Annotated in this window: 14 protein-coding genes; 4 read left to right on the forward strand and 10 right to left on the reverse strand. The window is 67.8% G+C overall.

The window, feature by feature from the left end; translation table 11 throughout:
* The first annotated feature begins 219 nt into the window (after positions 1 to 219).
* Both ACJ7C5_RS00215 and ACJ7C5_RS00220 read left to right on the forward strand, forming a co-directional pair.
* Positions 220 to 2538: a TonB-dependent receptor gene (locus tag ACJ7C5_RS00215; protein WP_412702733.1), complete on the forward strand. Its 2319-nt coding sequence runs from the start codon at positions 220 to 222 to the stop codon at positions 2536 to 2538.
* Positions 2539 to 2559: 21 nt separating this feature from the next.
* Positions 2560 to 4020, forward strand: a complete 1461-nt coding sequence (locus ACJ7C5_RS00220) for an esterase-like activity of phytase family protein (protein WP_412702734.1) — start codon at positions 2560 to 2562, stop codon at positions 4018 to 4020.
* 64 nt (positions 4021 to 4084) lie between these two features.
* On the opposite strand, the gene ACJ7C5_RS00225 is transcribed toward ACJ7C5_RS00220, so the two are convergent.
* The 10 genes from ACJ7C5_RS00225 to ACJ7C5_RS00270 form a co-directional block, all read right to left on the reverse strand.
* Entirely contained in the window at positions 4085 to 4531 is a 447-nt protein-coding gene (locus ACJ7C5_RS00225; RefSeq protein WP_110712559.1) for an REP-associated tyrosine transposase, read from the reverse strand.
* Positions 4532 to 4660: 129 nt separating this feature from the next.
* Entirely contained in the window at positions 4661 to 5419 is a 759-nt protein-coding gene (locus tag ACJ7C5_RS00230) for a 2,3-dihydro-2,3-dihydroxybenzoate dehydrogenase (RefSeq protein ID WP_412702735.1), read from the reverse strand.
* Complete coding sequence (locus ACJ7C5_RS00235; protein ID WP_412702736.1) at positions 5410 to 9300, reverse strand: enterobactin synthase subunit F; 3891 nt, start codon at positions 9298 to 9300, stop codon at positions 5410 to 5412. The genes ACJ7C5_RS00230 and ACJ7C5_RS00235 overlap by 10 nt, the downstream gene beginning before the upstream one ends.
* On the reverse strand, positions 9297 to 9554 hold the full coding sequence (locus tag ACJ7C5_RS00240) for a phosphopantetheine-binding protein (protein ID WP_094000782.1): 258 nt from the start codon (positions 9552 to 9554) through the stop codon (positions 9297 to 9299). The genes ACJ7C5_RS00235 and ACJ7C5_RS00240 overlap by 4 nt, the downstream gene beginning before the upstream one ends.
* The gene (locus ACJ7C5_RS00245; protein WP_412702737.1) at positions 9554 to 10186 is read right to left on the reverse strand and encodes an isochorismatase family protein; all 633 of its coding nucleotides are present in this window, start codon (positions 10184 to 10186) and stop codon (positions 9554 to 9556) included. The genes ACJ7C5_RS00240 and ACJ7C5_RS00245 overlap by 1 nt, the downstream gene beginning before the upstream one ends.
* The gene (locus tag ACJ7C5_RS00250; RefSeq protein WP_412702738.1) at positions 10186 to 11838 is read right to left on the reverse strand and encodes a (2,3-dihydroxybenzoyl)adenylate synthase; all 1653 of its coding nucleotides are present in this window, start codon (positions 11836 to 11838) and stop codon (positions 10186 to 10188) included. The genes ACJ7C5_RS00245 and ACJ7C5_RS00250 overlap by 1 nt, the downstream gene beginning before the upstream one ends.
* On the reverse strand, positions 11835 to 13028 hold the full coding sequence (locus ACJ7C5_RS00255) for an isochorismate synthase (RefSeq protein WP_088026236.1): 1194 nt from the start codon (positions 13026 to 13028) through the stop codon (positions 11835 to 11837). Before ACJ7C5_RS00255 ends, ACJ7C5_RS00250 begins: the two co-directional genes overlap by 4 nt.
* Entirely contained in the window at positions 13025 to 14221 is a 1197-nt protein-coding gene (locus tag ACJ7C5_RS00260; RefSeq protein WP_094000785.1) for an MFS transporter, read from the reverse strand. Before ACJ7C5_RS00260 ends, ACJ7C5_RS00255 begins: the two co-directional genes overlap by 4 nt.
* A 154-nt stretch (positions 14222 to 14375) precedes the next feature.
* Complete coding sequence (locus ACJ7C5_RS00265; protein WP_412702739.1) at positions 14376 to 14705, reverse strand: DUF3817 domain-containing protein; 330 nt, start codon at positions 14703 to 14705, stop codon at positions 14376 to 14378.
* Between the two features lie 107 nt (positions 14706 to 14812).
* Positions 14813 to 15748, reverse strand: coding sequence for a TIGR03571 family LLM class oxidoreductase (locus ACJ7C5_RS00270; RefSeq protein WP_412702740.1), 936 nt, complete (start codon positions 15746 to 15748; stop codon positions 14813 to 14815).
* Positions 15749 to 15814: 66 nt separating this feature from the next.
* On the opposite strand from ACJ7C5_RS00270, the gene ACJ7C5_RS00275 reads away from it, so the two are divergent.
* A complete protein-coding gene (locus ACJ7C5_RS00275) occupies positions 15815 to 16294 on the forward strand; it encodes a GNAT family N-acetyltransferase (RefSeq protein WP_094000788.1) in 480 nt (159 codons plus the stop codon).
* 108 nt (positions 16295 to 16402) lie between these two features.
* A complete protein-coding gene (locus ACJ7C5_RS00280; protein ID WP_412702741.1) occupies positions 16403 to 17914 on the forward strand; it encodes a thioredoxin family protein in 1512 nt (503 codons plus the stop codon).
* The last annotated feature ends 180 nt before the right edge of the window (positions 17915 to 18094 follow it).

Below are 18094 nucleotides of genomic sequence, written 5' to 3' on the forward strand. Positions count from 1 at the left end.
CAGGTTCATCGGGCTGCCGGCCAGCGGCCGGCACTACACGTCCTGGTAGGCGCCTCACAACGAATGAACATGTCACCAGACAGTCATCTGTCTAGCGCACCATTTTCACGTTGACCCACGGCACCTGCAGCGCCACCGGTCGCATCGGTTGTCTCCCCTTTTGAACTCCATGAGCTCCGCGCCCGTGCGGTGGCTCGTGCCTGCCTGAGTGTCCGTAACATGACGAAGACTTTGTTGGCCGCTGCGCTGTCGATCGCGCTCGCTCCGGCGGCCTGGGCGCAGGATGCTGCCCCGACCTCCAGCACGCCCTCCGCCACCACCCTCGATGCGGTCTCTGTGATCGGCAGCGGTGAAGCGCGCCAGGTGCAGCGCATCACCCGCGAGAACCTCGACATCCTGCCGCCGGGCACCAGCCTGCAGAAGACGCTCAACCTGCTGCCGGGCGTCAACGCGCAGTCGGCCGATGCGCTGGGCACCAACGAGCAGTCGATGACCCTCAGCCTGCGCGGCTTCAACTCCACCCGTCTCGGTTACACGCTCGACGGCGTGCCGCTGGGCGATGGCGCGTACAACAACTACAACGGCCTGACCATCAACCGTGCGCTGATCAGCGAGAACATGGCTGGTGCCGAACTGGCGGTGGGCATCGGCAGCCTCGGTACGCCGTCCACGAGCAACCTCGGCGGCACCATTTCCTATACCTCCGACCGCCCGGCCCAGGAACTCGGCGGCCGCGTGGTGCAGACCTTCGGCAGCGATGCCAACCGCCGCACCTTCGTGCGCGTGGACAGCGGCGAGTACAACGGCTTCTCCGGCTATGTTTCCGGCATGAACGCGGTCTCGGACCTGTGGAACGACCAGACCGCCTACAACAAATCCACCACCAAGCAGTTCAATGCCAAGGGCGTGTGGAACTTCGGCCGCGGCCAGATCACCGGTTTTGTCGATACCTCGCGCACCACCCAGGCGGACTACTTCTATCTGTCCAAGGACGAGATGTCGCGTGGCCTCGGCTGGGACTGGGGCGGCTACGCGCCGGACTGGAACAAGGCGGTGGCCAAGGCCTACTGCAACACCGCCAGCTTCAATGCGAAGAAGTGCGACAGCAGCGGCCCGGACAAGGACGCCGATGGCGCCTTCACCGCCGGCCAGATCCTGCGTGACGACAACCTGTACTACCTGGCCGGTGATTTCTTCCTGGCCGATGGTTTCAGCCTGCGCGCCCTGGCCTACCACCACGATGACCGCGGCGAAGGCCACAACTGGAACAGCGGCGCGTGGTCGAACAAGGGCACCGCGCAGGAGATTCCGATCATCTTCCGCAACACCATCTATACCATCGACCGCGACGGCGGCACGCTGTCCTTCGACTGGGAACTGGGCGCGCACCGCATCGAAGGCGGCGTCTGGTACGAGCGCAACACCAGCAGCGCCGAGCGCTACCAGACCGCCGTGGACGGCCCGCGCGACCTGAGCGGCATGAACACCCTGCCCTCCGATGTGGGCGTGTTCGCCCAGCGCACCCGCTGGAAGACCCATCAGTTCTTCCTGAAGGACACCTGGCGCCTGCTTGATGATCGCCTGACCCTGGAGTTCGGCGCCAAGAGCCCGCACGCCACCTCCGATGCACAGGCACTGCCGGGCGACGCGAAGACGCCGATCTCGCCGACCTCGAACAACCAGTTCGCCACCGGTTCGTTGAAGGCCAGCAAGAATTTCCTGCCCAGCATCGGCGCCAACTTCCGCCTGACCGAGCACCACGAAATCTTCGCCAGCTTCGCCGAGAACATCGCCATGTTCCAGGGCGGCTTCAAGCTCGGTCCGCAGGCAGTCAGCCAGGCGACCTGGAACGCACAGGGCAACCTGAAGCCGGAGGAATCGCGCTCGCTCGAAGCCGGCTACCGCTTCGTCACCGATACCCTGCAAGCCTCGATCGCGGCCTACAACGTGCGCTTCGACAATCGCCTGCTGCAGTACAACCCCTGTGACTCGCGCCAGCCGGTCGGCCCGACCTGCGGCAACCGCTTCTACAACGTGGGCGGCGTCGACAGCCGCGGCGCCGAGCTGACCGTGCTGTGGACCCCGAACGAGCACTTCAGCTGGTACACCTCGGCATCGCTGAACCGTTCGACCTATGCTTCCAATTACGTGCAGGCCGGTGTCGAGCAGCAGATCAAGGGCAAGATCCAGACCGATACGCCCAAGCAGCTGCTGGCCACCGAGATCACCTGGCGTGACAACGGCTGGTTCGCCAGCCTGCGTGGCAAGTACACCGGCGAACGCTTCTACACCTACACCAACGACCAGGGCTTCGGCGGATTCACCATATTCGACCTGGCCGGTGGTTATGACTTCGGTCAGGTCGGCTTCGCCAAGGGCATGCGCCTGTCGTTCAACGTGACCAACCTGACCAACAAGCGCTACGCCAGCAACCTGGATTCGAGCGTGTTCGCGCCCAGCGACCCGGCCGGCAAGCTGTACGTGTTCCATGCCTCGGCACCGCGCCAGGTGTTCGGTACGATCGACCTTCGCTTCTGATCGACCGCCCGGAGTCCACCCATGCTCGCGACCGCCCTGCTGCTGGCCACCCTCTCCGCCAGCGGATACTCCGCTCCACATGAGGCCAGTGGTGCGCCGCCACGCACCCTGCAGTCGGGCGGTCGTACCTACGTGGATAAAGGCCTGGTCGCCGCCGGGCGACTGCCGGCAGGCACGGTGGACTTCCTCGGCGACACGCTGGGCTCGTTCTCGTCGCTGGCGGTGCAGCCCGGCACCTGGAAGCGCACCACCAAGGGCTACGAAGGCGTGCTCTGGACACTGCCCGACCGCGGCCGCAACGACCCCGAGGCCGGCCTGTTCTACGACTACGCTGGACGCGTGGAGCGCATGCAGCTGCGCATCGACATTGCCCCAGGCAAGCCCGGTGCGCTCGGCACGCTGTTGATGGTGCCGGACAAGGGCGTGGTGCTGAAGGACTTCAACGGTCAGCCGTTCACCGGTGCCGACCCGGGTGAGCACACGGTCACCCAGCGCGAGGTGGTGCTACCCTCGCCCGCCAGCGGCGCAGGCGCGGGCAAGGTCTCGCTGGATGCCGAGTCGCTGCAGTTCACCGCCGATGGCCATTTCTACATCGGCGACGAGTACACCGCCAACGTCTACTACTTCGATGCGAAGGGTCAGCTGCAGGGCGTGATCGTGGCACCGCCTGCGATCCGTCCGCAACGCGATGGCAAGCCGGCCTTTGGTTCGCTGGCGCCACCGCAGAGCGGCCGCCGCAACAACCAGGGCGTGGAAGGCATGGGCCTGTCGCCCGACGGCAGCCGCCTGTTCGTCGCCCTGCAGAGCGCCACACTGCAGGACAGCGCACGGGGCAACGCGGCCGGGCGCATCAACACCCGCGTACTGGTCTACGACGTGACGGCCTCGCCAACGCCACAGCAACCGATCGGCCATTACGTGATGGCCCTGCCCGCCTACGCCCACGACGGCAAGGGCAAGCTGGACCGCACCGCCGCGCAGAGCGAGCTGCGCGCACTGGACGACCATCGCTTCCTGCTGCTGGCCCGCGACGGCAACGGGCTGGGCAAGGACGGCGACGACCCGATCGTCTACAAGTCAGTGCTGCTGGTGGATGTGGCCGAAGCCAGCAACCTGGCGGGAAGCAACTATGAGTCCGGTACGGCCTCGGTACTGGCCGACCCGGCGGACACCGTATTGAAGAGCGGCATCGTGCCCGCACGCAGCGACGAACTGCTGAACCTGCTCGACCGCCCCCAACTCGCACGTGCCGGGCTGGACCTGGATACGAAGCGCGGCCCGCATGCCGGACTTCTTTCGGAAAAGTGGGAAGCCATGGACGTGCTGTCGGCGCTGGACCCACAGCATCCGAACGACGTGCTGCTGCTGATCGGCAACGACAACGACTTCATCGCCCGCCACTGCCGCATGCAGGGCCAGCCCTGCGACAGCCCGTACGACAACGACAACCGCGTGTTGGTCTACCGACTGACGCTACCCTGACTGCAACGTGTATTGCCGCAACCGTCTCGCTCGAAAGTCTGGTAGTGCCGGCCGCTGGCCGGCATCACGCCCAGACCGACCACGCATGTGGGTACTCGCCAATCTGCCCGGCAAGATCAGCGCGCACCGGATTCCCCAGGATATACAGGGCTTGCCGCGCCAGCGACTCCTCAGCCCTCACTGCATGATCGAAGTAGCCAGGCTGCCATACCGTACTTCGACGGCCAGCCAGGCGATTCAAGGCAAGCGCGCTCGACGACTTCATTCGGCGCGCAATGCCTGAAAGGGGACCTCCGCGCAGCTCGAACATCCAGTGGACGTGATCCGGCATGACGACCCATGCGAGTGACTGCACCAGCCCCCGACGTTCGATGTAATGGAACTGGTCGATTACACATGCCACTGCAGCTTCGCTTTCAAAGAGCCGGCGGCGCTGATGTGTCGTCGTTGTCAGAACGTAGACCTGACCGACAATGGAACGCCGGCCCAGGCGGAGGCGGTGGCTGCTCATGCCCCATGGTGGAGCGATCATTGGGCGTTGAACGTCAGGCCATGCCTCGATGAATGTTCGGAGATGTCTGAAGTTGAATGAGGTTGCCGGCCAGCGGCCGGCACTACCGGGCCATGGGTTACCGGCAACTCACCCGCGCAGGGTGGCGCCGCCGTCCACGTACAGGTCACTCATCGCTACGTGCCCGGCCTGCTCGGAGAGCAGGAACATCACCGAGTACGCGATGTCTTCGGGGGTAGCGAGTTTGCGCAGCGGAATGCCGGCCTTGTAGGTCTCGAGGCTGCCGGCGATCACCCGCTCGGCACCGTGCTCGTCCTGCCACATGCCGGTCTGCATCGGGGTCAACGTTGAGCCGGGGGCGACGATGTTGCAGCGGATCCCCAGCGGCGCGAGTTCCAGCCCGAGGCAGCGGGTGAACATCGTGGCGGCGGCCTTGGATGCCGCGTAGGCGGCCATGCCATGCCGCGGCACGCCGGCCGCATTCGAACTGACCGTGACGATCGCACCCTGCCCGCGCGGTGACATCACCCGCGCCAGCGCACGCCCAACGTGGAACACGCCATCGGCGTTGACCGCGAACACCTGACGCCAATCGTCGTCGGTGGTCTCGGTCACGCCACCCACATGCAGCACCCCGGCCACGTTGGCGGCCAGCGCGATTGGCCCGATGCTGGACTCTACCCGGTCCACCAGCGCGTCCACAGCCGCACTGTCAGTCACGTCGAGTGCGAGCGACGTCGCCCGGGTATCGGCCACGCGCGGCGCCTCGCGATCAGTCGCCACCACGGTGCAGCCGGCCCCGGCCAACAGCCGTACCAGTGCCTCGCCGATGCCACCGGAGGCACCGGTCACCAATGCCACGCGGCCTTCAAAGCCCGTCAACTGCATGTTGCGATCTCCTGTTGCTCATCCCAGTGGCGCAGTCGCGCCGACAACCACGGTGCCAGCTGCGCCACCGCATCGCGGCCGGTCAGCTCGGCATGCAGGAACGGCAGTTCGAGCGCCTGCACCTTGCGCGCATGAGTCCGCCACAGCGCCGACTGCAGCTGTGGACGCGCCTGATGATCCCGGCCTGCGCGCACGTGCACCAGCGTGCCGTCGAACGGTTGGTGGATGTGTTCGCGGATCAGCCGGTTGGTGCCGGTCACTGCACGCACCACGCCATCGAGCACCACATCCGGAAGGCTGCCGAGCGCACTACCACCGCGACGCAGGAACGCCAGAATGCGTTCACGGCTGTCCAGTTCCGGATGCGCATCCGGATCGTGGCCGGCAATCGCCAGCAGTGCCCGCAATGCGGCGATGGCATCGGGTTCCGGCTCGGCCCGCCAGCACTCGCTGGGATAGGCGTCCAGCAGCACCAGCTCGCCGACTTCGCGCCCGATTTCATGCAGCCGCACCGCCATCGCCTGGGCCAGGATGCCACCCACCGACCAGCCCAGCAGGTGCACCGGCCCCTTCGGCTGCAATGCGACCACGCGCTGTACGTAGTCATTGGCCATTGCTTCGATGCTGGACGGCAACGGCTGCTTCGGATCCAGCGCGGGCGACTGCAGGCCATACACCGGGCGTGCCGGCTGCAGAGCACGCGCCAGCGTCCGGTAGTTCCAGGCGATGCCACCGGCCGGGTGCAGCACGAACAACGGAGTGGGCCCGTCAGCATCAGTGGCAGCCAACGAGATCACCGGCCCCAACGCGTGGTCGGCCAGCGCCGGCGGCTCGGCAATGCGTGTCGCCAACGCGGCCACGGTGGGCTGCGCAAACAAGGTTCCCAAACCCAGATCGCAGCGCCAGCGCTGTTCGATCGCCAGCAGCAGGTGCACCGCCGACAGCGAGTCACCGCCGAGACTGAAGAAGTCCGCATCGACCGCCACCGGCGCTTCACGCCCGAGTGCCTGGGCAAACAGCACCGCCAGCTCCTGTTCCAGCGGCGTTCGCGGAGCCAATCCAGCGACATCATGCTGTGGCGGCTTCGGCAACGCGTTGCGGTCAAGCTTGCCGTTGGCGGTTACCGGCCAGTGGTCCACGCCGACAAACGCCGAGGGCACCATGTAGTCCGGCACACGGGTTGCCAGGTGGCTGCGCAGCGTCACCGCGTTGGCAAGCGCGGTTGGTACATAGGCCACCAGCCGGGCGTCTCCTGGGGCATCCTGGCGCAGCAGCACTTCCACCCGCTCCATGCCAGGCAGTTCGCGCAGTGCCGCCTCTATCTCGCCCAGCTCGATGCGCAGGCCGCGCAGTTTTACCTGATGGTCGCTGCGGCCGAGGTATTCGACCGCACCATCGCGGCGCCAACGGGCTACGTCGCCGGTGCGGTAGATACGCTCGCCCGCCCGGAACGGATCCGCAATGAAGCGCTCGGCAGTCAGATCATCGCGACCGAGATAGCCGCGTGCCAGCTGCACCCCGCCCAGGTACAGGTCACCGGCCACGCCTACCGGCACCGGCTGCATCCGGGCGTCCAGCACATACAAGCGGGTATTCCAGACCGGGAACCCGATCGGTACCGGCCGTGAGCGGTCATGGGCCGAAGCCGGCCAGTAGCTGACGTCCACTGCCGCTTCGGTCGGGCCATACAGGTTGTGCAGTTCGGCCTGCACGCGCCCATGGAAACGATCGCGCAGCGATGCGTCCAGCGCCTCGCCACTGGTGAATACCCGGCGCAGCTGCAGCCCTGCCGAGGCCGGTGCGGCGAGGAAGGCATCGAGCATCGACGGCACGAAATGCGCCGTGGTGATGCCGTGCCCGCGGATCAAATGCGCCAATTCAGTGGGATCGCGGTGCGCTTCCGGCCCGGCGACCACCAGAGTGGCCCCGCACAGCAGCGGCAGGAAGAATTCCCAGACCGAGACATCGAAGGTCGCCGGGGTCTTCTGCAGCACGCGGTCATCTGCGCGCACGCCGTAGTGCTCGCGCATCCACAGCAGGCGGTTGACGATGGCGCGGTGTTCGATGACCACGCCCTTCGGCTCGCCGGTCGAACCGGAGGTATAGATCACATAGGCCGCATCGCTGGGCGCCGGATCGGCCCACGGCGCGGCGAAGCTCAGCGCGGTCCACTGCTCCGGCGCAAGCACTGGCACGCCGGCCATGCGCGCCGCTACGTCGGCCGCAGCCAGTACGCACACCGGCTGCGCCGAGGCGAGAATACGTGCCAGCCGCTCGTCGGGATGGGCAAGGTCCAGCGGAAGATAGGCCGCACCCGCGCGCAGCACCGCCAGCGACGCCAGCACCAGCTCCAGCGAGCGCGGCAATGCCACCGCCACCACACTGCCCGGGCCGACGCCCATCGCACGCAGCTGCGAGGCAAGCGCGAAACTGCGCGCTTCCAGCGTCGCGTAATCCAAAGCAGCGTCACCGAACACCAGCGCAGGCGCGTGCGGATCCCGATCCATGCCCTGCTGCAGCAGCTCGACCAGGGTCGTCTCCGGCAGCGCGTGCGCGGTGGCATTGAAGCCCTGCAGCACCTGCTGCGCCTCCTCGGGCGTCGCCAGAGGTACGGCTGCGATATCGTCAGCCTGCAGTGCCGCCAACACGAAATGCAGCAACCGCGCCGCGTGCGCCTCGACATCCTCGCGACTGTACAGCGCGGGATTGGCCTCGATCTCCAGATCCAGCAGGTGCTGGCCGTCGCCACGGAAACCCAGCGTCAGGTCATCCACCGGCCCGGTGCACAGCACCTCCAGCGTCGCCTGCACGCCGGTCAGCGCCAGCGGCTTGTAGAACGGCTGCACATTCACCAGCGGGCCGTGCAGGCGCTGCTGCGCGCCCACCAGGCCCAGGTCCCGGCGCAGTTGCTCGCCGCGGTAGCGGCCGTGCTTGCGACCCTGGCTGAGCTGCCGGCCCAGGCCCCGGGTAAAGGCCTCGACGCTGTCCTCGCCGGCCGCCACGCGCAGCGGCAACACATTCATCACCATCGCCGGAACCCGCGCCGACGCGTTGCCCAGCCGCCCCATGTAAGGCACGCCCAGCACCACTTCATCGGCAGCGCTCATCCGCCGCAGGTACTCGGCCGACAACGCGGCCAGCACGTCCGGCCAGGGCTGCAGCCAACGTACCGACGCCTGCAGCAACTGCTCACGGAACGCCACATCGAGCGGCTGCACCCAGCGCAGCGCGTCGTCACTGGCCGCAAGCGTGCCGGCCAAGCCTACGCCTGCCGGTGCGCCCTGCATGTACTCACGCCACCACTGCCGGGCCTGCGTGCGGCGCGGGTCGGCACGATAGGCGGCATCATCGGCCAGCACGCCAGTCAGCCCCGGCAGTGGCTCACCTGTACGACCGGCATACAACGCGCACACGCGATCAGTGAACAGCGCCATGCCGTAGCCATCGGCGGCCAGATGATGCACGCGCAGGTACCAGACCCATCGCTGCCCGCCCAGATCGAGCAGCACCTGCTGGCTGATCCGGTCGCGGGTGGGATCGACCGGGCTCAGCCGGTCAGCGTGCATCAGGCTGCGTGCGGCAGCGGCGGCATCCGCCTCGAGGGAAACATCACGCACCGAAAGCAGCGGCACGTGTGCCGGGTCATGCCACTGCAACGGCTGGCCATCGGCCCCTTCGGCAAAGCGCAGTGCAAAGGCCTGGGTCTCGCCCGCAGCCTGGTCCGCTGCTGCGACGAACGCGGCCACGTCCAGCGGGCCCTCGATCCACACCGCGTGGGCAGTGTTGAACGACGGATTGTCCGGCGCCAGCCGCTGCGCGAACCACAGTCCGGCCTGGGCCTCGGTCAATGCCATCGGCGTGGCCAGCGCGACGGCGTTCATGCGTTCTGCGCGGCCTGCAGCGTCTGCACCACGTTCCACCACTGGCGCAGCGTGGTGTGTTCGGCCAACTGCGAGAACTCCAGCGGCAGGCCGGTGTTGCCCCAGGCCAGGACCAGGCCGAGCATGCGCATCGAATCCAGGTCCAGGTCGATCAGGTTGTCGTCGTCACCGATCTCGGCCGGCGTACATTCCAGAACGCGCGCCACATCGGCACGCATCCGCTCCAGATCCAGCACGTCACCCGTGGCAGCCATCACAGCACCTCCAGCAGCTGATCGGTGGTCATCGGCACCCCGCTGGTGCGTGCGATCCAGTGCAGCGCCTGATCGTGATCGGCACGCGAGAAGTCGGCCACCGCATCGGCGGCGATGAAGGCCTCGATATCACGCTGGAATGCCTCCACCACGGTCGCCGTGCAGCCGATATGAGCGTACACGCCGGTCACCAGCAGCTGGTCGCGGCCACGTACCCGCATCAACGTCTCCAGGTTGCTGCGCTGGAACGCGCTGTAGCGGTGCTTCACCAGCACGTGCTCACCCGGCTGCGGTGCCAGTGCCTCGATGATCGGTTCATGGTCGGCGCTGCGGCGCATGCCCGGCCCCCACAGGTCGGCCTGCAGGCCACGGTCGCGACGGTCCTGGTCACCATGCTGGGCGGTGTAGAACACCGGAATGCCGTGCGCGCGGCAATGCGCCAGCAGGCGCACGATATTGTCCACCGCCGGCCGCAGCGGCGCACTGCCAGCGTCGAACGCGGCCAGGAAGTAGCGCTGCATGTCATGCACCAGCAGCGCAATGCGATCACGCTGCGGGCGCCACGTGCCACGGGCCCGCGGCAGTTCGGCGGCGGTCGGCAAAGGGTAATCGGTGATACGGGGCAGCGCCATCAGCGCGTTCCTCCTGTCTGTTGCAGATGACGCGCGCGCAGCTGCGCACGCAGTTCGCGGCGGCTGATCTTGCCAACCGCAGTGGTATCGAAGCTGTCGACGAACACGACCTGGTCGGGCACCTTGAACGCCGCCAGGCCGCGACCGCGCATCCAGGACTTCAGAGCCGGTGCCTTGAACGGCTCGCCCTGCGGAATCACGAAGGCGCAGCTGCGCTCACCCAGATATTCATCGGGAATGGAGACCACGGCGGCGTCGAACACGCCGGGGTGCGCCAGCAGGTGATCTTCAATCTCTTCGGCGGAGATCTTCTCGCCGGCACGGTTGATGTGGTCACCCGCACGCCCCTGCACCACCAGGTAGCCTCCGGGCAGCTGCTGCACACGGTCGCCGGTGCGATAGAAGCCGTCGTCGGTGAAAGAGCGCGCGTTGGCCACCGCATCGTTGTGGTAGCCACGGATGGTGTACGGGCCTCGAGTAAGCAGATGCCCCACCTCGCCCTCGGCTACCGGCTGGTCATGGTCATCGACCACGCGCACTTCGTCGTCCGGGCTGATCGGCCGGCCCTGGCAGGCCACGATCAGTTCCTCCGGATCATCCAGCCGCGTGTAGTTGACCAGGCCTTCGGCCATGCCGAACACCTGCTGCAGCGTACAGCCGAGGCCGTCGATCACTCGCCGTGCGGCTTCCGGCACCAGTTTGGCGCCGCCTACCTGCAATACCTGCAGGCTGGACAGGTCGTACTTGCTGGTAGCCGCGGCCTGTGCCCACAGCAGCGCCAGCGGCGGCACCAGGCCACAGCAGGTCACCTGTTCGCGGGCGATCAGCGGAAAGGCCGCATCCGGCCCGGGGCCGGGGCTGAGCACCACGCGGGCGCCGGCATACAGCGCACCGAAGAAGCCGGGCGAGCTCATCGGGAAGTTGTGCGCGGCCGGCAGCGCGACCAGGTAGATGCTGTCGCGGTCGATGCCGCAGAGGTCGTTGCTGGCACGGAACGAATAGATGTAGTCGTCGTGGGTGCGCGGAATCAGCTTGGACAGCCCGGTGCTGCCTCCGGAAATCTGCAGGAACGCCACCGACTGCGGGTCCGGATCGGCCGGCAGCTGGCTGCGATCGCCCTGCAGCGCCTCCAGCGCGATGAACTCCGCCGCATCGCCGTCGATCACCACATGGCGCACGGCCGGCACTTCGGCCTGCAGCGCCCGCGCCAGCCCGCGATGATCGAAGCCATCGTGCAGTGCGGTGGTGATGTAGGCGCTGGCTTCGGCCTTGTTGGCGAAGTGCGCCAGCTCGGTGATGCGATGCGCCGGCAACGCGTACACCGGCACCAGCCCGGCGCGAAACAGGCCGCAGACCGTGGTGATGAACCCTGCAGTGTTACCCAGCTGAACCAGCACGCGTTCGCCCGGTTGCAGGCCGAGCGCCAGCAGGCCCGCGCCGATGCGTCCTGCTTCGTGCCACAGCTGCGCGTAGCTCAGGCGGACATCACCGGCGACAACCGCGATGTCGTCGGCATAGCGTTCCGCACGTTCGCGCAGAAACGCCGGGAAGGTCTCGCCACGCCAATGACCCGCCTCGCGATAGCGCGCCATCAGGTCATCAGGCCACACCTGCTGCAGTGGCAGGCGGGAGGAATCAGCGGAGGTGTTCATGCAGCAGGCTCGATGGCAGGCGCGGATTCATGGACACCCAGCGCGTTCAACAGGGCAGCGAACTTCGCTGCGGTCTCGGCCACCTCGGCCTCGGGCTGCGACTCGGCGACGATGCCTGCACCGGCATACAGGCGCAGCTGCGTGCCCTGCAGCCGCGCGCAACGGATCGCCACGTACCAGTCGCCGTCACCCTGCGCGTCCAACCAGCCCACGGCGCCGGCGTAGAAGCCACGCGGCACCGGTTCCAGTTCGCGGATGCGCTGCAGCGCCGCCAATCGTGGCGTACCGCAGACTGCCGGCGTGGGGTGCAACTGTGCCAGCAGTTCGGCGGCAGACGTCTGCGGATCCTTCAGCGTGGCGTGGATGCGGGTGCCCAGATGCCACATGCTGGCGGTCGCATGCAGCACCGGTCGCGGCTGCGCATCGATGTGGCTGCAGTACGGTGCCAGGCCCTCGACGATGGCTTCGACCACGTGGCGGTGCTCGTCGTGGTCCTTGGTCGAGGCCAGCAGCGCCTGCGCGGCACGCTCGTCCTCGGCGGCATCGGCGCTGCGCCGCGCGGAGCCCGCCAGCGGATGCGACAACAGTTCGGCGCCGCGCTTGCGCAGCAGCAGTTCCGGGGTCGCCCCCACCAGCCACGCCGGCGCCTGGCCCAGCTCCACCGGCAATGGCACCGCGTAGGTCGCTACCGAAGGATCCGCGCCCAGGCGTGCCAACAGCACGTCCGGGGACAGCGCCTGGCGGGTGCGCGCCAGCAGGCTGCGCGCCAGCACCACCTTGTGCAGGTTCTGCTCGGGCGCACGCAGGACCTGCACCGCCGCAGCAACCGCTGATGCATAGTCCTGAGGCACAGGCTCGGCCTTCAGGGCGCCGTCCAGCGGCGGTGCGGCCTGCGGCTGCAGTGCCAGCGCCGGCAGCAGGCGCTCGGGCTGGTACATCGCATCGTCGGCACGCGGTTCGAACGGCACGGCGCCAACCAGCAGGCCCGGACCGCCGCGCTGCTGGGCAAAGAACTCCGAAACGCGTTCTGCCAATGTCGCCAGCGCACCGGCCGGCAGCGCGGCGCGGCAGCCGCGTGCGTGCACATGCTGGCCGGCATGCTGCAGCAGGAACAGCGACGCGTCGTCGGTGTTCTCCTGCGGCGCTGGCGCAGCCTCCGGCCACGCGCCCTGCATCAGGGAATCGTTCATGGGGTCTCCTTCATCCGATGCGCTGCAGCCAGCGCGCACAGCAACAGCAACAGCGTGCCGACCAGCAGGTAAGGCAGGCTTGGCCCGCCGCGATACAACAGCGTGCCGAGCATCGGCCCGGCCACCATGCCCAGCCCCTGCGCGGCCGCCACGGTGCCGGCGGCGGCGCCCTGCTCGTGCGCCTCCACCGCATCGGCGGCCAGCGCCTGGAACGAGGGGAACACGAAGCCCATGCCGAACGCGGCCAGCGCGTATGCCGCCGGCAACTGCCAGGCCTGCTGTACGCCCGCCACTGAAGCAAAGCCGATGCCGGAAATGAGGGCGCCGAGGACGATCCAGCGACGTGGATGTACCTCCAGCTTCATCACCAACGCCTGCGCCAGGATCAGGCCAACGCCAACTGCAGTGAGTGCAATGCCGGCCATGCGCGCGCCGGCAGCCGCATCCAGGCCCAGGCGATCAATCGCGAAGAAGCCCACCGTCACCTGCGCGATGGTCACCGAGACCATGGCGATGAACGCCGCCAGCTGTGGCAGGCGCAGGCGCGGGTCGAGACGGCTCATCGGCTGGCGGCGTTGCGCGGAAGCACCCACCGCCGGCGGCGTCGCTGGCAGCCGCCAAGCCAGCAATGCCAGCGCCAGCAACGGCAGCAACGCGGCCACGTACAGCGCCAGCGACAGGTTCGTATAGGCCAGCCAGCCCGCGGCGGCCGGACCAAGCACCATGCCCAGTGCGTTGGCGCTGCCCAGGCGGGCGAGGAACTTCGCACGCTGTCCAGTCGGTGCCTTGTCGGCGATCAGCGCAGCGGCGGTAGGAGGCACCGCCGCATAGAACAGGCCGATCAGGCCACGCGCACCGACCAGCACCAGCACTGACACCAGCACCGGCGGCACTGCCTGCAGGGCGACGTCGATGAACACCGCCAGCGCGATGTAGACCACCGTATAGGCACTCATCGCCAGCATCAGTACGCGCTTGCGGCCGATGCGGTCGCTGAGCTGGCCCCAGGGGCGCGCGGCCAGCATCCACAGCACGCCTGCGGCGGTGACCGACAGGCCTGCATGCCACTCGGACAGGCCGAGCATGCGGACCACTGGGCCGATCACGGCGACGAAGGACATCATCGCCATGGTGCCGATCAGGGCAGCCAACACCAGCGCCGGCAAGCCGGGAACGACGGGACGTGCGTGCATGAAACACCAGCCGTAACAGGAAAGGATTGGCCGGGCGCGTCTGCACGCCCCGCCCGGCACCCGCCCCACTCGGGACCGGACGCTACCCTCAAATGATAACGGCTCGTATTTGCATTTGATACCCATTCTCTTGAATGGGCATGCAACAGTGGGTTCAGCGCATTGCACGCAGGCCCAGCAGGCCACGGCGCTTGAACCACCACTCCAGCGGCAGCGTCACCAGCGGCGGGATCGCCGCCAGCAGCGCCAGGGCACTGGCCCACCACGGCCAGCGCAGGCGTATCGCCGCGAACAGGGTGACCGCCACGTAGACCAGGAAGGCCACGCCGTGCAGCGGCCCGAACAGCTTGACCAGTGCCACGTTCGCCATCGGGCCGTACTTCATCCACATGCCGATGAGCAGGCCGGCCCAGGTCACAGCCTCGATGAAAGCGACCGCGGCGAACAGGCGTCCGGTCGGGTGCATGGGGGAACGTTGGGTCACGCGGGGCTCCGGCATCGGGATATAAAATGCGAATGATACGCAGATGCACGCTTTATGTAGAGTCGAGCCGTGCTCGACTGCTTGAACGTGTCCACCAAGGTGGACACCTACCGGAGCATATGCGGCAGAACGTGTTCGCCGATCTCACGCAGCACTTCATCCATCGGCCGCCCGTTGTCGACCAGATTGAACATCACATGCGCCACGCCCTGCGCATGCACGCGCAGCAGATAGCCACGCAGGCCATCGCGGCCGACCTTCAGGCCCAGCGACAGCGGCTCGGCCGGCGCCCGCGGATCCGCCTGCAGATCCAGCAGCATCGACTGCACGAACGGCTTGCCTGATCCACCACGCTGCACCAGTGCCTGCTGCCACAGGCCGATGCGTCCTTCCTGCGCGGCTTCCTCGCGGTGATAGGTGGCCCAGCCTTCAGCCTCGCGCGCGATCCACTGCAGGCTCTGCCGTGCGGTACCCACCACCAGCATCGGAATGCGCGTTGCCGGCGCCGGCAGCACGTCGAAGCCCCCGGTCGCCTGCAGTACGGCGGACCGCTCATCGGCCTCCGGTGACAGCGCCGCGCGCAACAACGTCCAGCGCTCGCGGAAGGTCGCCGCCCTGCCCTCCAGATCCTCGCCGAATGCGGCGAACTCTTCCGGGCGGTCACCCGAACCCAGGCCCAGTACGAAGCGTCCGCCGCTGATCCGGTCCAGGCTCAAGGCCGCCTTCGCCACCTGCAACGGCTGGCGCAACGGCAGCACAATCGCTGCGCTGCCGACCACAATGCGCTCGGTCGCAGCGGCCAGCATGCCCAGCCACAGGAACGGGTCATCCAGTGCGCTCGCTGTCGCGTCCGGACCCTGCGGCACCATCAGCGGCACGTCGCGCGTCCACAACGCGGCAAAGCCCAGGTCATCGGCCAGTCGCGCGATACGTCGGGCCTCACGTGGATCGGCCAACCCATGCGACGCCACGGGCGTCATCAGGCCCAGGCTCAGTCCCTGTTGCGGAAACAAGGAAGCATAGGCGGGATTGAAATCACTCATGCCACCAGCTTAGCGTGCAGGCCTGCGGCAACGATGACGCGCTGCCCACCACCGGAAGAACACTGCATGCCGAGGATCCGCCCTGCCAACGTCGATGACCTGCCCGCGATCAGCGCGGTGTGCCTGGCTGCCTTCACTGCGGCGGTCGCGCCTTCGCTCAGCGCGGCCGGCATCGCCACCTTTGGCAGCGTCGCTGCCGCTGACGCGTTCGGCGCGCGCCTGCACGGTGACAACCACATCCTGGTGGCCGAGCAGGACGGCCGCGTCGTCGGCGTGGTCGAGCTGAAGGAAGGCCGGCATCTGGCGATGCTGTTCGTCGATCCCGCCCGCCAGGGCCAAGGTATCGGCCATGCCCTGTTCGAGGCGGTGCTGCCGCAGGTACGCGAGGCGGTCCTGACCGTGCGCGCCTCGCTCAATGCGGTGCCGACCTACCTGCGCTACGGCTTCGTGCTGGATGGCGAGGTCGGCGAGTCCAACGGGCTGGTGTACCAGCAGATGGTGCGGGCGGCGCCGCCTTCGGCAGGAGCGGCCCCCGGGCCGCACTGACCTCCGGCCCACATTCCCTGCAGCGTGTCCGATATAAGCAAACTGAATCAGCACCTGCGCCGGCCGTTCCTACAATGGCCTGTCACCCCGCCCTTCGAGATGCTGCCGATGCGCGTCGCGCTTTCCGTGTTGCTGCTGGCTTCGGCGCTGAGCGCCTGCACCCCGGCCCCGGTTTCCACCGCCAACTCCGCCGAGGCGCCCGCGCCGGCCAAGGGAATCGCCTGGCGCCAGGGCGACGTCGATGATGCCTTCGCCGAGGCCGCCGATAGCGGCAAGCCGGTGCTGCTGTACTGGGGTGCCGTCTGGTGCCCGCCGTGCAACCAGCTCAAGGCGGGCCTGTTCAAGGACCCGGCCTTCATCGCGCTGACCAGCAAATTCGTTCCCGTCTACCTGGATGGCGACGAGGAAGGTGCACAGGCCTGGGGCGAGCGCTTCGGCGTACGCGGCTATCCGACCCTGATCGTGCTGGACCCACAGCGCAACGAAATCACCCGCGTGGCCGGCGGCAATGACGCCGCCGAACTGACCCGCGCACTGACCGTGGCCGCAGGCCGCCGCAGTGCTGTTGCCGCCACCTTGGCCACCGCCTTGGCAACGCCGGATCGACTGGCCGCCGAAGATTGGCAGGTGCTGGGCGACTATGGCTGGGAAGTGGACGCCAACCGCCTGGCCGGCGAGCGCAAGAGCCGGGATGTATTGCGCCAGTTGTCCAAGGCCGCCCCGGACGCTGCCCTGCAGCGACGCTTCGCGCTGCTGGCGTTGGCAACGGCCGAAAAGCCCGATGCCTCGCCCACCGAAGTGCGCGAGCTGCTGCAGGCCGTGCTGGCGCAACCTGCCGAAGTCCGTCGCAACCGCGAGCTGCTGGGCTATGCAGGCGTGCAGCTGGTCAAGCAGGCCAGTGCCGGGCCGGCCACCAGCAACACGCTGGGACAGCAGCTGTTGGTCGCACTGGAGCGCGCAGACGCCGAGCGCGGCGACCGCGCCGACGACGCGTTGTCGCGTGCGCTGACCGAAGTGTCGTTGGCCCGCCAGCAGCAGCCGAAGGGCCCACTGCCCGCGGCCCTGGTTGATCGGGTCAAGCAGCGCGTGGCCGCTGCCGATGCCACCGCCACCGATGCGCATGCACGCCAGGCCACGATCAGCAGCGCGGTGTACGCATTGCGCCAGGTAGGTGACGACGCGGGTGCCGAGGCGCTGTTGCTGGCCGAGCTGAAGCGCAGCGAGCAGCCGTACTACTACATGCCCGAACTGGCCGAACTGGCCGAGCAGCGCGGCGATACCGCCGGCGCGCTGGAGTGGCTGAAGCGCGCCTACGATGGTGCGCAGGGCCCGGCCACCCGCGTGCAGTGGGGCGTGCTGTACGTGGAAGGCCTGCTGAAGCTGGCGCCGGACGACGCACCGCGCATCGAGCAGGCGACTGCGTCGCTGATCGCCGAACTGGAAGCGCAGCCGTCGGGCTACCACCAGCGTACCCGCCAGCGTTTCGAGCGCCTGGCCGGGCAGTTGAAGACGTGGGGCGGCAAGCACCAGGGCGCCGAAACACTGGCGAGACTGCAGCAGCGGATGCAGCAGGCGTGCGGGGAACAAGTGGATGGTGCGTGCAAGGATTGGTTGAGTTGAGTTGATGAAAGCGCTGGCGGCTGTTTCGCCTGCCGGCGCTTTTGTTGATACGTGTGGGAGGGGGCGGGGGCAGCGCATCAGCGCGCCGTTGAGGGTTCGGAAAGCGGGTTCTGGTAGTGCCGGCCGCTGGCCGGCAACCCGACCGTCGCTGAATGCCGGCCAGCGGCCGGCACTACCATG

It is taken from the genome of Nocardiopsis yanglingensis, assembly GCF_045809185.1.
GTDB classification, from domain to species: Bacteria; Pseudomonadota; Gammaproteobacteria; order Xanthomonadales; family Xanthomonadaceae; genus Stenotrophomonas; species Stenotrophomonas yanglingensis.

Bases quoted from the DNA above. Each gene is read 5' to 3' on its own strand.
- ACJ7C5_RS00215 (WP_412702733.1), top strand. From the start codon at position 220: ATGACGAAGACTTTGTTGGCCGCTGCGCTGTCGATCGCGCTCGCTCCG.
- ACJ7C5_RS00220 (WP_412702734.1), top strand. From the start codon at position 2,560: ATGCTCGCGACCGCCCTGCTGCTGGCCACCCTCTCCGCCAGCGGATAC.
- ACJ7C5_RS00225 (WP_110712559.1), bottom strand. From the start codon at position 4,531: ATGAGCAGCCACCGCCTCCGCCTGGGCCGGCGTTCCATTGTCGGTCAG.
- ACJ7C5_RS00230 (WP_412702735.1), bottom strand. From the start codon at position 5,419: ATGCAGTTGACGGGCTTTGAAGGCCGCGTGGCATTGGTGACCGGTGCC.
- ACJ7C5_RS00235 (WP_412702736.1), bottom strand. From the start codon at position 9,300: ATGAACGCCGTCGCGCTGGCCACGCCGATGGCATTGACCGAGGCCCAG.
- ACJ7C5_RS00240 (WP_094000782.1), bottom strand. From the start codon at position 9,554: ATGGCTGCCACGGGTGACGTGCTGGATCTGGAGCGGATGCGTGCCGAT.
- ACJ7C5_RS00245 (WP_412702737.1), bottom strand. From the start codon at position 10,186: ATGGCGCTGCCCCGTATCACCGATTACCCTTTGCCGACCGCCGCCGAA.
- ACJ7C5_RS00250 (WP_412702738.1), bottom strand. From the start codon at position 11,838: ATGAACACCTCCGCTGATTCCTCCCGCCTGCCACTGCAGCAGGTGTGG.
- ACJ7C5_RS00255 (WP_088026236.1), bottom strand. From the start codon at position 13,028: ATGAACGATTCCCTGATGCAGGGCGCGTGGCCGGAGGCTGCGCCAGCG.
- ACJ7C5_RS00260 (WP_094000785.1), bottom strand. From the start codon at position 14,221: ATGCACGCACGTCCCGTCGTTCCCGGCTTGCCGGCGCTGGTGTTGGCT.
- ACJ7C5_RS00270 (WP_412702740.1), bottom strand. From the start codon at position 15,748: ATGAGTGATTTCAATCCCGCCTATGCTTCCTTGTTTCCGCAACAGGGA.
- ACJ7C5_RS00275 (WP_094000788.1), top strand. From the start codon at position 15,815: ATGCCGAGGATCCGCCCTGCCAACGTCGATGACCTGCCCGCGATCAGC.
- ACJ7C5_RS00280 (WP_412702741.1), top strand. From the start codon at position 16,403: ATGCGCGTCGCGCTTTCCGTGTTGCTGCTGGCTTCGGCGCTGAGCGCC.